Genomic DNA, 15,779 nt, shown 5'->3' with positions numbered 1-15,779 from the left:
AAAGGGGTAGTTGTGGGGGGATCCACACGCATGCGCCGATATCGGCGTCGTGTTTTCGGCAACACAGCGGCGGCCGGAGTGGCCGGCGCGCTCGTACTCGCACTGGCCGGTCAAGCGCTGGCCGACGACGTCCCGCCGTACGACCCGCCGGACGGCGGTGTCGAGGCTCCGCTCACACCCGGCGGCGCACAGCAGGCCGCCCAGCAGCGGGCGATCAGCACGGGCGAGCCAGTGGTCGTGGACGAACTGACCACGCAGACCGACCAGACCGTCGCGGAACCGGACGGCACCTTCTCGCTGCACACATACGTCAAGCCGGTGCGGGTGGAGAAGAGCGGTGGCTGGACGCCCGTCGACGCGACGCTCGCACGAAACGCGGACGGTACGTTCTCGACGACGGCCACCCCCGGTGGGGTCACCCTCTCCGGCGGCGGCACCGGCCCACTGGCAACACTCACCGACCACGCCGGCCATCTGTTGTCGTACGGCTTCCCCGTCCCGCTGCCCGTTCCCGAGGTCACCGACGACAGGGCCCTCTACCGGGACGTACTTCTGGGTGTGGACCTCCAGGCGACGGTCACCGACCAAGGCGGCTTCGGCGAAGTCCTGATCGTCCATGACGCCACCGCTGCCGCCAACCCGAGACTGGCGACCTTGAAGCTCAGCACCGTGACCCAGGGGCTGAGCCTGACCTCGGACGACGCGGGCAATCTCAACGCGGTGACGGCCGACGGCACTCTCGTCTATGCCGGCCCCACGCCTTTGATGTGGGACTCCAGCACCGGGAGCGCACCGTCCTCGGCGGAAGCACCCGCTCACACGCGAGCCACCACGAACGCGGTGGGCGATCCCGATCCCGTCTCCTCCGCCGACGGCCCCGGTCCCGGAGCGCAAGTCCAGCCGGTCGCGGTGACCACCGCACCCGGCGCGGTGACGCTCACGCCCGACGCCGGTCTGCTGACCGGACAGTCGACGACGTACCCGGTCTTCATCGACCCGTACACCAATCCCACCCCGAGCAATACCAGCCACTATGCCGAGGTGACCGAGGGCTGTCCTGGAGCCAAGCTCTACGACGACCCGCAGGACAACGGCCAAGGCGTCGGCTATCAGCAGTTCGCGTCGACCTGCTTCGGGCTCGAGCGCTCGTACTACACGCTCAACACGAACAATCTCGACAGCAACATGGTGATCGACAGCTCGACGCTCTACCTCACCGAGACCTACGGTGCGGATCACGGCTGTTCCAACACGTGGCCCGTCACGCTCAAGGCGACCGGTGCCATCAATGGCAACACCACGTGGAACAACCAGCCCGGTGTCATCTCGACCGTCGACACCAAGGACGTCAAGAGCGCCGCTTCGGGCTGCGGGAACCAGGGCGTCAATTTCGATGTGACCAGCCAGCTGAAGACCGTTGCTCAGGGCAACGCCGGTACCTGGACGTTCAGTCTCACCGGCAACGAGAGCAAGACGTCCAGCAATTTGGGCTTCATGCGGTTCTCGATCAACCCGCAGATCATCACGAAGTTCGACGTACCGCCGAATCCGCCGACCGCTCTATCGACCACCCCCAACAGCATCAATCCCGCCGGGTCCGCCTGTGTGAGCCACGAGCCGGGCTGGATCGGCAAGACGAGCAACAACGGTGCCTACAGCAACATCAATTTCAACGCGACGGTCAGCACGCCGATGTCGAACTACAACGTCCGTGCCCAGTTCAAGGTCGTTGACTCGCAAACAGCCGATTCCCATGGCGATGCGAGCGTCAGCTACCCGGCGAACACTGGCTATGTCGCCTCCAACGGAACCGTCCACACCAACATCGGCCTCGCGGTGAAGGACGGCCATCGCTACGTCTGGGCCGCTCAGACGTCCGACGGCACGCGCGAAAGCGCCTGGGTCTCCAACTGTCAGTTCAACGTGGACCTCACAGCGCCGACACCCGCGAAGTTCACCGACTCGGCCGCCTTCCCGCCGCTCGGAAGCGGTGTCGCCCCCACCAAGCACGCGGGCGACACGGGTCTGACGATCCAAGTGAGCAGCACCGATCCGACGCCGACGGGCTGCACTCTCGGCACCTGTCTCAAGAGCGGCATCCGCCGGTTCGAATACTCGATGGACAAGCCGATCCCGCCCACCGGGGCTTCCTCGATCAGTGTCACTCCCGACAGCAGCGGCAAAGCGACCGCCAACATTCCGATCAGCGTGACCGCACAGCAGTGGGGCACCCACACGCTGTACGTCCAGGCTGTCGACGGCGCCGAAAACGCCCGGCCCGCAAGCTATGCCTTCTACGCTCCGTGGAATCCCGACACTCCGGTGCGGCCCGGCGACCTCAACGGTGACGGCATTCCGGACCTGATCACTCCCGCCGCGGACGGAAACCTGTACCTGACGCCGGGTAACACCGATACGGCCGCCACCCCCGAACGCGCTTCCACCGCAGCGCAGAGTCCCGACCAGACGAGCTGGAACAACTTCCAGATCACCCACCGAGGCAGCACGAACCAGTCGGGCGTGGACGACCTGTTCGCGCTCCGTACGTCCACCGCCACCCACGTGATGTACCTCTACCGCAACGATGCGGGAACGCTCGGCGGAGGCCAGCCCGGCCACTTCACCAACTCCAATGGCCTCACCACCATCCCCACCCCGCCTCCGTGCAATGCCCTCTCGAATTGCACCGGTTACGAGCAGTCGTGGAACTCGGTGAGCCAGATTCTCGCGCCCGGCGGTGTCGGCGGCCCCAATGACCCACCGAGTCTCATCACCGTGGTGAAGGACAGCGGCCTCTGGTACTACCCCGGAAACCGTTCGGGCGACTACCACTTGGGGAACGCGGTGCGGCTCGGAACCGGCGACTGGTCGCACATGACCCTGGTCGCCCCCGGCACCGTCGGCGACGCCCCCACCTTGTGGGCGCGCGACGACGACACCGGTGTCCTGCACAGCTACCCGCTGAGTTTCGGCGGCGACGGACTGCCCACCACCGTGCTCACGCCTCCCGCGGACCAGGCCCTGGTCTCCGGTGTGACCGCCACGGATGGCAGCGCGCTCTGCGCCGACATCTCCAGCTCCAACACCTCCCGGGGCACCGCCATCCAGACGTTCGCGTGCAACAGCACCAACGCGCAGCGATGGACCCTCGGAACCGACAAGAGCGTGCGAGCCCTGGGCAATTGCCTCGACGCCACGTCCTCGGGCACCGCCAACGGGACGCCCATACAGCTCTTTCCGTGCAATCAGACTGCGGCCCAGCAGTGGACTCCCGGTCCTGGCGGCACGCTGAAGAACGTCGGTTCCGGCAAGTGCCTCACCGATCCGAACGCCGACAGGACAGCCGGAACCCAACTCGTGCTGTGGGACTGCACAAGCGGCGCCGCGCACCAGAACTGGGCTGCCGCCACCGCCGGTACGCTCCAGGCGCCCGAAGCGCTGCTTCCGCTCAATTTCGTCAAGGGCGTCTACCCGACGATCCTCTCCCCCGGTGATGTGAACGGCGTGAGCGGCACCGGGCCCTCCGGCAACCCCGACGGCAACCCGGACCTCTACGTCATCACCAACCGCGGTCGCATCGTCGAATACCCCGGAGCCGCGCCTACCGCGACATCGGCGCAGTTCGCCGGCTCCGTCGGGCTCGGTTACCTGACCAAGCCCGCCACGACCGACACGGGAGGTGACCTGAACGGGGACGGCATTCCTGACCTCCTCGCGATCGACAACACGGGCCACCTGCTTTTCTACCCGGGTACCAGCACCAACAGGCCGAGCAACGGGCCTACCGTCGGCGGTGGTTGGGCGGGGTCGGACATCAGTCACCGCGGGGACTGGACCGGTGACGGCTATGAGGATCTGATCGCTCATCTACCCGGCGACAGCACCCATCTGTGGGTGTATCCCGGTGACGGATCGGGCAACTTCGGCGCACGCCGTCCGCTCAACCGTCCCACGGGATCGCCGAGCGCCGACTGGTCGCAGACCACGGCGGTGATCTCGGCCGGGGATGTGAACCTCGACGCCTATCCCGACGTACTCGCGGTCGAGAACGGCGCCCTCTACCTCTTCCCCGGCACGGCCAACGGCCAGCTCGCCGCGCCCACAATGATCGGCATGACGGGCTGGGGCAGCCTGCAACTGCTCGCTCCCGGCGATGTCGACGGGGACGGACTGGGGGACCTCTGGACCCGCAATCGCAGCACCGGGGTGCTGACTCAGTACCTGAACGATGCCGCTGATCCGCAGGGTCCGGGGGCACCGCTCGGACGGGGCGGCAACCGCACGACCATCGGCTCCGGATTCAGCGGAAGCACGCCGGGGATGGCGGCCGTCGGCGACACGGATGGTGACGGCCACCCCGATCTCTGGGTGACCTGGACGTCGGACGATCATCTCCACTTCTACGCCGGTGCCGGTTATCCCACGGCACCGCGCAGTTTCACCGCGCCGGTCGATGCCAGTGGAGGAGGCTGGACCAGCGTGATCGACGCCATCTCGTGACGCGAGCCCGGTCGCGGGCACAAGGGAGAAGGGGCACCCCCGAGGGGGTGCCCCTTCTTTGTCACGGTGTTCGCGTGACGTCAGGCCCAGTCGTCCTGGTCCGCGTCGCTCGACTCGGAGCCGAGGCGGTCCTGCGACGGGTCCTCGACGTCGGAGCGACGGTCCCGCTGCCCCTGGTCCTGCTGGGTGCCGCGCTGCATGTTGTCGCGCGCGTCGTCCGCGGACTCGGCCGCCTTGTCGCGCTGGTCGCCGGCCGCGCCCTTGGCCTTGTCGGCGAACTCGCTGGCCTTGTCCTTGAACTGGTCGAAAGCGCCCATGATCACTCCTCCTGGAGTCTGTGGGGATGGGGCCTCGACCAGACTTACACGGGTGCGCGAAGTGCGCATCTCGGGACGAAAAGCCCAGCGCGGCAAGGGCTTTGGGATCACGGAGCGTGAGGCTCAGGCGTTCGGTCCCGTGGTCGCGCCGGCCGAGCGGGCCGTCTCGTCGGCGGCGCCGCCCCGGCCGACGAGGCCGCGGTGGGTACCGGCCGCGCGGGCGAGGGCGGGTTCGACCTGCCGCATCTGCCGCTGCCCGAGGGCGCCGCCGATGACGGACGGGAGGTAGCCGCGGATGGACTGCATGCCGCGCAGCCACGCCTGCCCGTAGACGTGTGGGGAGCGGCGCACGATCCCGGCGGCGATACGGTCGACGGCGGGTTCGAGCGGATAGGTGCGGTTGGTGGGCCAGGGCAGCTTGGAGCGCAGGTCGCGCAGGACGTCGTCCTCGTCGGCGCCGCGCACCATGTCGGTGTCGGTCCAGCTCAGGTAGCCGACGCCGACCTTGACACCCTTGTGGCCCACCTCCCCGCGCAGGCAGTGCGCGAAGGCCTCGACACCCGACTTGCTCGCGCAGTACGCGGCCATCAGCGGCGCCGGGGTCAGCGCGGCCAGCGAGGCGATCTGGAGGAGATAGCCGCGCGACCGCAGCAGCGCGGGCAGGAAGGCGCGGGCGGTGGTGATGCTGCCCAGCAGATTGACCTGGATGACGCGGTCGAACGCCTCGGGGTCGGAGTCGAGGAAGGGGCCGCCGGTGGCCACCCCGGCGTTGGCGACGACGACGTCGACCCGGCCGAAGCGCTCGGCGACCTCCTCGGCCACCGCCGCCATCGCGGCCCGGTCGGTGACGTCGGCGGTCCACCAGCCCGCCCGCGCCCCGATCGACTCGGCGACCTTCTTCAGCTCGTCCGGCTCCAGGCCGACCAGCGCCAGCGTCGCCCCGCGCGCGGCGAGCTTGCGCGCCAGCAGCGCCCCCACCCCGCGCGCGGCCCCCGTGACCACGACGACCTGCCCGTCGAGCGAGCTGTCCGTACGGCTGCTCATGCGCTCTTCTCCTCTGTCCGTGTGTCGGTGAGCGGGTCAGTAAGTGTGCCGGTACCTGTGCCGGTACGCGGGTCGGTGCGCGGGTCGTCCACCGCGCGTGCGTCGCCGGACGCGGCGCCCACCCGCAGATAAGCCGCGGCCAGCTTCCGTACCGCCGCGACCACCGCGTCCGCGTCCTCGATCGGGGTCATGTGGCCGAGCCCGGGCAGCTCGATCAGGTCGGTGCAGTTCGGCAGGGCGGCGGCCATGCCGCGCGCGTGCACCGGAGGAGTGAGCTTGTCGGCGGTGCCGACCAGCACGGCCGTGGGCGCGGTGAGCGCGGCCAGTTCCGCGTCGAGGTCGAGCGCGGCGAGCACCCGCCCCCACTCGGAGCGCTGCCGCGCACCGCAGGCGTGCACGATACGGGCGGAGAAGGCCACCTGCTCGCGGGTCGAACCGGACGCCAGCACGCCGTACTTGAGCGCCGCGCGCGAGACCGGGGTGACCGGTCCGAGCGGCAGCCGGGACACGAGGAGCTGCCGGTGGAAGGCCCGCCGGACGCGCCGGGAGCTGAAGCGGGGCGGCAGCACCCGGGTCGAGCCGAGCAGCCGGGCGCTGCCGGTGCTGGTCATGAGGACGGCGGCCGTACGCTCCTGGACGGCGGTACGCCCGGAGGCCGCCATGATCGTCATACTGCCCATGGAGTGGCCGACCAGCACGGCCTTCTCACCGTCGTAGCCGTCACCGGTGCCGTCACCAGCGCCGCCGCCGTCTCCGTCGCCGGAAGCACCCTCTCCGGAAGCACCGGCCCCCGAAGCACCGGCCCCCGAAGCGCCCCCCGGCAGCACAGCCCTCACCACCGCCTCCAGATCGTCGGCGAGCTGCGCCGTCCCGTACCCCGCCCGCGACCGCGGCGACGCGCTGCGCCCGTGCCCGCGCTGGTCGTACGCGATGACCCGGAAGTCGGCGGCGAGCGCCCGGACGACCGGGGCCCAGAAGAGGGTGGAGCAGGTCCAGCCGTGGGCGAGGACGAGCGGCGGGCCGTCCGCGCGGCCGTACTCCTCGACGTGGATCCGGGTGCCGTCGGCGGAGACGACGGTCAGCTCGCGGCGGGCGCGTACCGCCTCGTAGGGCACCGTCATGACACGGCCTCCACAGCCTCGCGCCGACCCGCGACCGGGGCCAGCACCTCGTATTCGGAAAGCTTCAACTGCCGGGTGGCACGCCGGAATTCGGCGGTGGTGCCCGGCCAGGCGGTGGTGTTGCGCCCGTTCGCGTCGAGATACCAGCTCTCGCAGCCGCCGGTGTTCCAGACCGTACGGGCGGCGCGGCGCTGCATCTCCTCGTTCCAGGCGGTGACGGCCTCGGGCCTGGCCTGGAGGGCGGCGGCGCCGGTGGCGTCGAGGGTACGCATGAAGTCGGCGACGTAGTTCAGCGACGACTCGATCATCAGGATCATCGAGCTGTTACCGAGGCCGGTGTTGGGGCCGATGATGAACAGGAGGTTGGGGAAGCCGTCGACCGCGCAGCCGCGCAGCGCGGCCATGCCGTCCTTCCAGTGCTCGGCGAGCGTGCGGCCGTCCGCGCCGATCACCCGGTCGCCGATCGGCATGTCGGTGACGTGGAAGCCGGTGCCGAAGACGATCGCGTCCACCTCGCGCTCGGTGCCGTCGGCGGTGACGATCGTCGAGCCGCGGACCTCGCTGAGCGCGGAGGTGACGACCTCGGTGTTGGGCTGCGCGAGCGCCGGATAGTAGCTGTTGGACAGCAGGATGCGCTTGCAGCCGATGGTGTAGTCGGGGGTGAGGCGGGCGCGCAGCTCCGGGTCCTTCACCGACCGCTTCAGGTGGTTGGCCGCGATCCGCTCGGCGGCCTTGAGCAGCTTCGGGTGCCGTACGAAGGCGCCGACCTGGAACTCCCTGATCAGCCAGAGCAGGCCGCGGCGCGCCTTGGCGGTGGCCGGGACCTTGCCGTGCAGCCAGCGCTCGGCGGCGCTGACCCCGCGGTCGACGCGCGGCATCACCCACGGCGGGGTGCGCTGCACGACGGTCAGCCGCGCGACCTCCGGCTGGATGGACGGCACGATCTGGATCGCGGACGCGCCCGTGCCGACCATGGCGACGCGCTTGCCCTTGAGGTCGAAGTCGTGGTCCCAGCGCGAGGAGTGGAAGACGCGCCCGGGGAAGTCCTCGATCCCGGGGATGTCGGGGATCTTCGGGTCGGACAGCGGCCCGGTCGCGGAGACGACGACATCGGCGGTCAGCTCGCCCGCCGCGGTCGTCAGGTGCCAGCGGTTCGCCTCGCCGTCCCAGCGGGCCTGCCGCACCTCGGCGCCGAACCGCAGGTGCGGGCGGAGCCCGAAGGTGTCGGTGACCCGCTCCAGATACGCCCGGATGTGCTCCTGCCCGGAGAAGGCGCGCGGCCAGTCGGGGTTGGGCGCGAAGGAGAACGAGTACAGGTGCGACGGCACGTCGCAGGCGCAGCCCGGATAGCTGTTGTCGCGCCAGGTCCCGCCGACCGAGTCCGCGCGCTCCAGAATCACGAAGTCCGTGATGCCCTCGCGCCGCAGCCGTACCGCGGCCCCCAGCCCGCCGAACCCGGACCCGATCACCGCCACCCGCACGTGTTCGAGCTCGTCCATGGCACCGCCTTCCGCCGAATTGTGCCCCCGTCGATCATGCCAGCAATCACTGGCACGGTTCGGACTGTAGACCATGCCGGGTTACCTCCGGTAGGGGTAGGGGCGGAAGTCGTCCGTACGTGGGGCACGGGGTGGGGCGTGGGGTCCCGGACGACGGGGCGCGGGGTCCCGGACGACGGGGCGCGCGGTGGCGGACGACGGGCGCGCGGTGGGGCGTACGGGCCAGGACACGGGGCGTACGGCGGGGGCGTACGCGTCCGGGCGGCGGGGCGCGCGACGGAGCGTACGGGTCCGGACACGGGGGCGTACGGCCAGGCGCGCGGCGGCGGATGTCACGACGGAATACCTGCCCAGGGGCGGGGTCGGACAGCCCCGAACAGCACATAGGCTGGCCGCGTGGACGACAACGGAAGCGGCGGCGCGGGGGACCACGGCGCGGGCGACGGCTCCGGCAGCGGCTCAGCGGCCGAGCGCGAGTACCGCGTGGAGGAGCTGGCCAAGGCGGCCGGTATCCCCGTCAGGACGCTGCGGTTCTACCGTGAGCGGCGGCTGCTCCCGCCACCGCGCCGGGACGGCCGGATCGCCTGGTACTCCGAGGCCCACCTCGCCCGGCTGCGGACCATCGCGGGGCTGCTGGAGCGCGGCCACACCCTCGGCGGCATCGCCGAACTGATCGGCGCGTGGGAGAACGGCCGCACGCTCGGCGGCGTCGCCGAACTGCTCGGCCTGGAGGGCGCGCTCACCGCGCCCTGGTCGGAGGAGACCCCGGTCCGCCTCACCCCCGAGGAGCTGGCCGACTACTTCGGCGAGGACGTCACCCCGGAGAATCTGACGACGGCCCTCGACATCGGCTACATCGGCGTCGACGGCGAGAACGTCATCCACATCAGCCGCCGCCTGCTCGACGCCTCCGCCGCCCTCGTCCACGAGGGCGTGCCGCTGGCCGCCGTCCTCGCCGCCGGACGCGGCGTACGCGCCCACACCGACGCGCTCGCCGACCTCTTCACCCAGGTCATCCGCACCCACGTCATCGGGCCCATGGACGACCTCCCGCCCGCCGAGGCCCACCGCATAGCCGAGTCCCTGCAACGCCTGCGGCCCCTCGCCAAGAACATCGTCGACGCCGAGATGGGGCTCGCGATGGAGCGGCGGGTACGGGCCGAGATCGACGCCTGGCTGCGGCAGCAGGCGGAGCGGGCGGAGGGCGGCGCGGACTGCGGTACGGACGGTGGTACGGACGGCGGTACGAAAATCGGTACGGACCCGGCCGAACCCACCGCAGGCGCCTGACGTACGCGCCGCGCCCGACGTACCGGCCGCGTCTGACCCGTCACATCACCCCGCACATCGCGAGCGCGCCGCCGCACGACCTGCGAGAGTGGACCACAAGGCCGTACCGACCCGGGAGGTGCCCCGTGCAACAGCCCAATGACTCCTCGGCAGACCAGGCCATTCTGGGCCGGATCAGCGCGATGGTCGCGGACGAGAAGGCGCTGCGCGACCTGCTCGCCGCAGGCAGCATCGACGGCGCGACGGAACAGGAGCGGCTCGCCGCCCTGGAGCGCGAGCTCGACCAGTGCTGGGACCTGCTGCGGCAGCGCCGCGCCCTGACCGACGCGGGCGAGGACCCCGGCGACGCGAAGGTCCGCCCGGCCTCCACCGTCGAGAACTACCGCTCATGACCGACGGCGCCGCCTCCGTCCACGGTGACGTCACGGTCACCGACGCGCCCGAGAGCAAGCGGTACGAGGCACGTATCGGCGACGACATCGCCGGGGTGGCCGCGTATCTGCGCACTCCGGACATGATCGCGTTCATCCACACCGAGGTGAAGGACGCCTACGAGGGCCGCGGCGTCGGCTCCGCGCTCGCCCGCACCGCCCTGGACGCCGCCCGCGCGCAGGGCCTGCGGGTCCTGGCGATCTGCCCGTTCTTCGAGGGCTGGCTCGGCAAGCACCCGGAGTACGCGGATCTGCTCTACGTACCGGCGAGCAACGTCTCCGACTGAGCCCCCGTACGTACGGGCGTCCCCAACCCGCCCGCACCGCCGCGCCCGTACCGCCGCCCCCGCACCGCACGCGCCCCGACGTCCATGTCGGATTTCCGCCAGACCGGAAGCCTGACGACGGGCGATGCTGGTGGTGTGGACACGGATACGGATACGGACAGGGCTACGGCTGGGGCTGCGGCTGGGGCTGCGGTCGCGGCTGCGGGCAGGGCCGCGAGCGGGAACGCCGCCGGGGGAACGGTCCGGGACTCCGGGTCGGCCGCGGCCGTCCCGGACTTCGACACCTGCGTACGCGCCGTCCGGTCGAAGGACGCCCGCTTCGACGGATGGTTCTACACCGCGGTGCTGACCACCGGCATCTACTGCCGCCCGAGCTGCCCCGTGGTGCCGCCGAAGGCCGAGAACATGACCTTCCACCCGAGCGCCGCCGCCGCGCAGCAGGCCGGTTTCCGGGCCTGCAAGCGGTGCCGCCCGGACGCCAGCCCCGGCTCGCCGCAGTGGAACGAGCGGGCCGACCTGGTGGCGCGCGCGATGCGGCTGATCGCCGACGGGGTGGTGGACCGCGACGGGGTGCCGGGCCTCGCGGCGCGGCTCGGCTACAGCGCCCGGCAGGTCGAGCGGCAGCTGCTGGCGGAGCTGGGCGCCGGGCCGCTGGCCCTGGCGCGTGCCCAGCGCGCGCAGACCGCGCGGCTGCTGATCGAGACGAGCGCGATGCCGATGGGCGAAGTGGCCTTCGCGGCGGGCTTCGCCAGCATCCGCGCCTTCAACGACACCGTGCGCGAGGTCTTCGCGCTGTCGCCGAGCGAGCTGCGGGCGCGGGTCGCCAAGGGGCGTCCGGCCGCGGGGACCGGCACCTTGTCACTGCGGCTGCCGTTCCGCCGCCCGCTCACCCCGGACAATCTCTTCGGGCACCTGGCCGCGACCGCGGTACCGGGCGTCGAGGAGTGGCGGGCGGGCGCGTACCGGCGCACGCTGCGGCTGCCGCACGGCACCGGGATCGTGGCGCTGCGGCCCCAACCCGACCACATCGCCTGCCAGTTGTGGCTCACCGACTGGCGTGACCTGGCGCAGGCGATCAGCCGCTGCCGCCGGTTGCTCGACTTGGACGCGGACCCGCAAGCGGTGGACGCGCTGCTGTCCGCGGACCCGGTGCTCGCGCCGCTGGTGGCGAAGGCGCCGGGGCGGCGGGTGCCGCGAGTCACGGACGGGCCGGAGTTCGCGGTCCGCGCCGTCCTCGGGCAGCAGATCTCGACGGCGGCGGCCCGTACGCACGCCGCCCGTCTGGTGCTCGCGCACGGCGAGCCGGTCACCGACCCCGGCGGCGGCCTCACCCACCTCTTCCCCGCTCCCGCCGCGCTCGCCGGACTCGACCCCGCCGCCCTCGCGATGCCGCAGACCCGCAGGAACACCCTCGCCGCGCTCGTACGGGCCCTGGAGAGCGGCGAGTTGGACCTCGACGTCGGCAGCGACTGGGTACGGACCCGCGCCCAGCTCTCGGCGCTGCCCGGATTCGGGCCGTGGACGGTCGAGACGATCGCGATGCGGGCGCTCGGCGACCCCGACGCCTTTTTGGCCACCGACCTCGGCGTGCGGTACGCCGCCCGCGACCTCGGCCTGCCGACGACTCCGGCGGCGCTGGTACGGCACTCCGCCGCCTGGTCGCCGTGGCGGGCCTACGCCACGCAGTACTTGTGGGCGACGGGTGACCACCCGATCAACGTTCTGCCCCCCAACACCACCGATGAGAAAGGGACTTCACCCTCATGACCGCCAACCGCCCCGCCCCCTCGGCGGAGCACCCGGTCCACACCGTCGTGGACAGCCCCTGCGGCGAACTGACCCTCGTCGCCCGCGGCTGCGCCCTCACCGGCCTCTACATGACCGAGCAGCGGCACCGCCCCGCGCAGGAGACCTTCGGCCCGCGCGGCGACAGCCCCGTCTTCGCCGCCGCCCGCGCCCAGCTCGACGCCTACTTCGCGGGCGAACTCACCCGCTTCGACCTGCCGTTGGCGATGTCGGGCACGCCCTTCCAGCAGCGCGTCTGGTCGGCGCTGCGCGACATCCCGTACGGCGAGACCGTCTCGTACGGCGAACTCGCCGCGATCCTCGGCCATCCCACCGCCTCCCGCGCGGTGGGCCTGGCCAACGGCAGGAATCCGATCGGCGTCATCGTGCCGTGCCATCGCGTCGTCGGCGCGGGCGGCGACCTGACGGGCTACGGCGGCGGGCTGCCGCGCAAGCGGTGGCTGCTGGCGATGGAGAACGGCGTCCAGCAGCCGGTGCTGCTCTGAGGTGCGGAAGTCTCCGGTGCTGCTCTGAGGCGCGGAAGTCTCCGGTACCGCTCTGAGGTGCGGGAGCCTCCGGTGCCGCTCTGAGGCGCGGGAGCCGCCTCAGCTCTCGACCAGTGCCGCGGGCACCGGCCGTACCGGTTCGCTGTCGCCGTCCTCCTCGGGGCGGCGCCGCCCGCGCCACCAGCCGAACGCCGCGAGGGCCGCGACGCCGAGCAGTGAGGCGCCGCCGATCGCCTCGCCAAGGTGCAGGCCGGGCGGGGTGAAGGAGCAGGAGACCGAGGTGGCGCCCGCGGTGACGGGCACGGAGATCAGCCCGAGGTAGGAGCGCGCGGGGTGCCTGGAGCCGTTGTCGGTGGCGCAGCTCCAGCCCGTGATGGCCGGGGCCGCGACGACCGCGAATCCGTGCGCGCCGGAGGGGAGTTGGGCGCTGATGCCGTCGTCGGTCACCTGGACGCGGGTGGCGGCGCCCGCCGCCAGCTTCCGCTCGGCGGCGGCGAGCCTGCCCCGGTCGAGGCAGCCGACGCCGTCCGAGGAGAGGGTGCCGGGTTCCAGGGCCCGTACCTTCAGGGCGAACTTCCCGCCGCCGCGCGGCACATCGCCCAGGCGCTCGACGGCGGCGCGGTGGGTGGGCATCCGGCCGAGGAAGTCGACCGGCGCGGCGCCGGGGAGCGTGACCTGACCCTTGAAGTCCGTTGACCAGAAGTACACTTCGCTGCCCGCGGGGCAGGACGTCCGCAGCGAGTACGTACTGGTCCGCGGCTGCCGCACGTACCCGGTGACCCGGTACCCCTTCGGGGTGCGCGGCATCAACCGGCCCTTGCTGTCGCGCAGTTCGGCGCTGGTCGGGGTGTAGACAGCGGAGCCGAGCAGCAACTCCTGGTTCCGGTACGGCGAGAGGCCGTAGCGCCCTGCCGGTGCGGCGTCGCGCATCGTCACCAGCGGCGGTACGTCCTGCCGGGTGACGGTCGGCGGCACGTTCGGCGGCGGGTTCACATGCACCTGGTGCGGGTCGCGGCGCGAGTGGACGCGCGCGCCGACCGAGAAGATGACGTCGGTGACGGGGTTGTCGAGGCTCTGCAACGACCGGCCGCGCGAGGTCCAGCCGCCGCCGAGCGCCATCAGGGTCTTCGTCCACACATCGGCGGTGAGGCTGCTGTAGTACTGCGCGCCCTGGCCTTCGACCATCAACGGGTCGTTCCCGACGGTCTGTTCGCGTCCGGGATCGGTGCGGTAGTCAGGCCAGCCGTCGGCCTTCGCGACGGCGTCGTACTGGTACGTCTCGCGCTGGCCCCACTGCCCGTAGTCGTCCATGGTCGCCAGCCGCTTCCTGACGTCCCAGGCGTTGGTGAACGCCGACTGCCCGATCTGGGCGCCGATCAGCAGCGTCGCGGCCAGCACCACGGGCAGCGTGGCGGTCGCGGAAGCCTTGGCGGGCGCGGAAGCACTGGTGGCCGCGGTAGCCCCGGTGGGCGCGGCACCGCCTTGCGACCGGTCCGCCGCCCAGCGCAGCAGCAACAGGGCGCCGATCGTGGCCACCAGGCCGAGCGCGAGCAGCGGATACGTGCCCTGCCCGGTGACGCCCTTCTCCGCACCGAAGCGCGTGACGGCCACCAGCGCCGCCATCACGCCCGTGGCCCACGCGAGTTGACGCCGGCCGGGCAGACCGTGCGCGAAGGCGAACCACCCGGCGATCACCATCATCCCGCTGAGCACGAACGTCTCGCGGTACGCGCTGCCGTTGGGCGTGGTGAAGGCGTGCCACAGCAGATGCGTCGGCTTCCACTGGAACGACGCGGTGACCACCAGCACCAGCACCGTCCACACCGTGCGCGTGCGGCGCGGCACCGCCGGGTGGAAGGGCAGCGCGAAGGCCAGCAGCAGCGCCGCGGTGTCGATGTACGTGGACGGCGTCGTGAAGCCGTACGTGCCGGGGAGCATCCGGCCGAGCAGGTCCGACCACGGCTTGGGCTCGAACTCCTGCACCAGGCCGGGATAGGCGAGCTTCGTCCCCTTGAAGATGGTCAGCACCAGCGGCGCGGACAGACCGATGCCGAGCACCATGCTGCGCGCCGCCCTGCCGAGCGCGCGCAGCCACTCGCGCGGCGCACGCGTACCGCCGGGGCCGCCGACGCCCGGTGCGGTCCCGTCCTGTGCGGTCCAGTCCTGTGCGGTCCCGTCCTGTGCGCCCGCGTCCGGCGCGGTCCGGTCCGGCGCGGTCGTGTCGCCGCGGTCGGGCTCGGTCAGCAGCCGGGCGATGAGGACGAGCCCGGCGCCGATCGTCGCCATATACGCGGTGTAGAAATTCGCGATCCAGCACAGGGCGACCACGAGGACGCTCAGATACGGCCGCCGCGCGGTCCGCGCCCACTCCCCCACCAGGCACAGCAGCGGAAACGCGATCAGGCCGTCCAGCCACATCGGGTTGTACGACGCGAGCATCACCGTCCAGCCGCACAGCGCGTACGACGCGCCGAGCGCGCCCGCCGCCCACCACCGGCCGGGGCGCAGCGCCAGCAGCAGTACGGCCATCGCCGCGGCGGCGGCGCCGATCTTCAGCACGGTCACGGCGTAGACGGCGAGGTCGATCCGATCGCGCGGGAAGAAGGCGACCAGCAGCGCGAAGGGGCTGGAGACATACGTGCCGAGGTCCGGCAGGAAGCTGCTGCCGTAGCCGGACTGCCAGTTGAGTAGGAGCCCGCCGTCGGCCCTGCCGTGCAGCAGGTCCCACAGGTGCGCGTGGTACGGGACGAACTGATTGCCCAGGTCATTGACGCTGCGCGTGCGCGAGCCGAACGGGTAGCTGCCCGCGACCGCGTCCCCGATACAGAAGGCGACCGCCGCGACGCCCGCGGCGAGCAGCGCCGCCTGTGTGCGCGCGGCGAGGAACCATGACCTCACGCGCCCGACCGCTCCCGGAGGGACTTCTTGAGGTGCCATCGGTTCCCCCGGTACGCATGTTCTGTGAATGTCGCCAGATATTAGGCATCCCCGACAGACAG

General features: G+C 71.5%; 11 protein-coding genes. 6 read left to right on the top strand and 5 right to left on the bottom strand.

The window, feature by feature from the left end:
• Positions 1-78: 78 nt before the first annotated feature.
• Positions 79-4,500, top strand: coding sequence for a ricin-type beta-trefoil lectin domain protein (locus tag ACZ4EF_RS03195; protein ID WP_467502468.1), 4,422 nt, complete (start codon positions 79-81; stop codon positions 4,498-4,500).
• An 80-nt stretch (positions 4,501-4,580) separates the two neighbouring features.
• Here ACZ4EF_RS03195 and ACZ4EF_RS03190 read toward each other — a convergent pair whose 3' ends face one another.
• From ACZ4EF_RS03190 to ACZ4EF_RS03175, 4 genes are all read right to left on the bottom strand, one after another.
• Entirely contained in the window at positions 4,581-4,817 is a 237-nt protein-coding gene (locus ACZ4EF_RS03190; protein WP_355337909.1) for a hypothetical protein, read from the bottom strand.
• 123 nt (positions 4,818-4,940) lie between these two features.
• Positions 4,941-5,861: an SDR family oxidoreductase gene (locus ACZ4EF_RS03185; RefSeq protein WP_391121038.1), complete on the bottom strand. Its 921-nt coding sequence runs from the start codon at positions 5,859-5,861 to the stop codon at positions 4,941-4,943.
• Complete coding sequence (locus tag ACZ4EF_RS03180) at positions 5,858-6,982, bottom strand: alpha/beta fold hydrolase (protein ID WP_467502465.1); 1,125 nt, start codon at positions 6,980-6,982, stop codon at positions 5,858-5,860. The genes ACZ4EF_RS03185 and ACZ4EF_RS03180 overlap by 4 nt, the downstream gene beginning before the upstream one ends.
• Entirely contained in the window at positions 6,979-8,481 is a 1,503-nt protein-coding gene (locus ACZ4EF_RS03175; RefSeq protein ID WP_401857344.1) for a flavin-containing monooxygenase, read from the bottom strand. The genes ACZ4EF_RS03180 and ACZ4EF_RS03175 overlap by 4 nt, the downstream gene beginning before the upstream one ends.
• Positions 8,482-8,964: 483 nt before the next feature.
• Here ACZ4EF_RS03175 and ACZ4EF_RS03170 point away from each other — a divergent pair, with 483 nt between their 5' ends.
• From ACZ4EF_RS03170 to ACZ4EF_RS03150, 5 genes are all read left to right on the top strand, one after another.
• Positions 8,965-9,771, top strand: coding sequence for a MerR family transcriptional regulator (locus ACZ4EF_RS03170; protein ID WP_467502642.1), 807 nt, complete (start codon positions 8,965-8,967; stop codon positions 9,769-9,771).
• Positions 9,772-9,896: 125 nt separating this feature from the next.
• Positions 9,897-10,163, top strand: a complete 267-nt coding sequence (locus tag ACZ4EF_RS03165) for a DUF2630 family protein (RefSeq protein ID WP_355337897.1) — start codon at positions 9,897-9,899, stop codon at positions 10,161-10,163.
• Positions 10,160-10,489 carry a GNAT family N-acetyltransferase gene (locus ACZ4EF_RS03160; RefSeq protein ID WP_401310391.1) on the top strand — a complete coding sequence of 110 codons (330 nt, stop codon included), beginning with the start codon at positions 10,160-10,162 and terminating at the stop codon, positions 10,487-10,489. The genes ACZ4EF_RS03165 and ACZ4EF_RS03160 overlap by 4 nt, the downstream gene beginning before the upstream one ends.
• Before the next feature lie 135 nt (positions 10,490-10,624).
• Positions 10,625-12,256, top strand: coding sequence for an AlkA N-terminal domain-containing protein (locus ACZ4EF_RS03155; protein ID WP_391043413.1), 1,632 nt, complete (start codon positions 10,625-10,627; stop codon positions 12,254-12,256).
• The gene (locus tag ACZ4EF_RS03150; RefSeq protein ID WP_401716244.1) at positions 12,253-12,780 is read left to right on the top strand and encodes a methylated-DNA--[protein]-cysteine S-methyltransferase; all 528 of its coding nucleotides are present in this window, start codon (positions 12,253-12,255) and stop codon (positions 12,778-12,780) included. The genes ACZ4EF_RS03155 and ACZ4EF_RS03150 overlap by 4 nt, the downstream gene beginning before the upstream one ends.
• 99 nt (positions 12,781-12,879) lie before the next feature.
• On the opposite strand, the gene ACZ4EF_RS03145 is transcribed toward ACZ4EF_RS03150, so the two are convergent.
• Positions 12,880-15,717 (bottom strand): YfhO family protein, encoded by a 2,838-nt coding sequence (locus ACZ4EF_RS03145; protein ID WP_467502461.1) that lies wholly within the window; start codon positions 15,715-15,717, stop codon positions 12,880-12,882.
• Between the last annotated feature and the right edge of the window lie 62 nt (positions 15,718-15,779).

Source organism: Streptomyces sp. NPDC025721, from assembly GCF_055558595.1.
This window is presented reverse-complemented; position numbering and strand designations above follow the sequence as displayed.

Excerpts from the sequence above, each read along its gene's own strand:
- ACZ4EF_RS03190 (WP_355337909.1), bottom strand. The coding sequence starts at position 4,817 with ATGGGCGCTTTCGACCAGTTCAAGGACAAGGCCAGCGAGTTCGCCGAC.
- ACZ4EF_RS03185 (WP_391121038.1), bottom strand. The coding sequence starts at position 5,861 with ATGAGCAGCCGTACGGACAGCTCGCTCGACGGGCAGGTCGTCGTGGTC.
- ACZ4EF_RS03180 (WP_467502465.1), bottom strand. The coding sequence starts at position 6,982 with ATGACGGTGCCCTACGAGGCGGTACGCGCCCGCCGCGAGCTGACCGTC.
- ACZ4EF_RS03175 (WP_401857344.1), bottom strand. The coding sequence starts at position 8,481 with ATGGACGAGCTCGAACACGTGCGGGTGGCGGTGATCGGGTCCGGGTTC.
- ACZ4EF_RS03160 (WP_401310391.1), top strand. The coding sequence starts at position 10,160 with ATGACCGACGGCGCCGCCTCCGTCCACGGTGACGTCACGGTCACCGAC.
- ACZ4EF_RS03150 (WP_401716244.1), top strand. The coding sequence starts at position 12,253 with ATGACCGCCAACCGCCCCGCCCCCTCGGCGGAGCACCCGGTCCACACC.
- ACZ4EF_RS03145 (WP_467502461.1), bottom strand. The coding sequence starts at position 15,717 with ATGGCACCTCAAGAAGTCCCTCCGGGAGCGGTCGGGCGCGTGAGGTCA.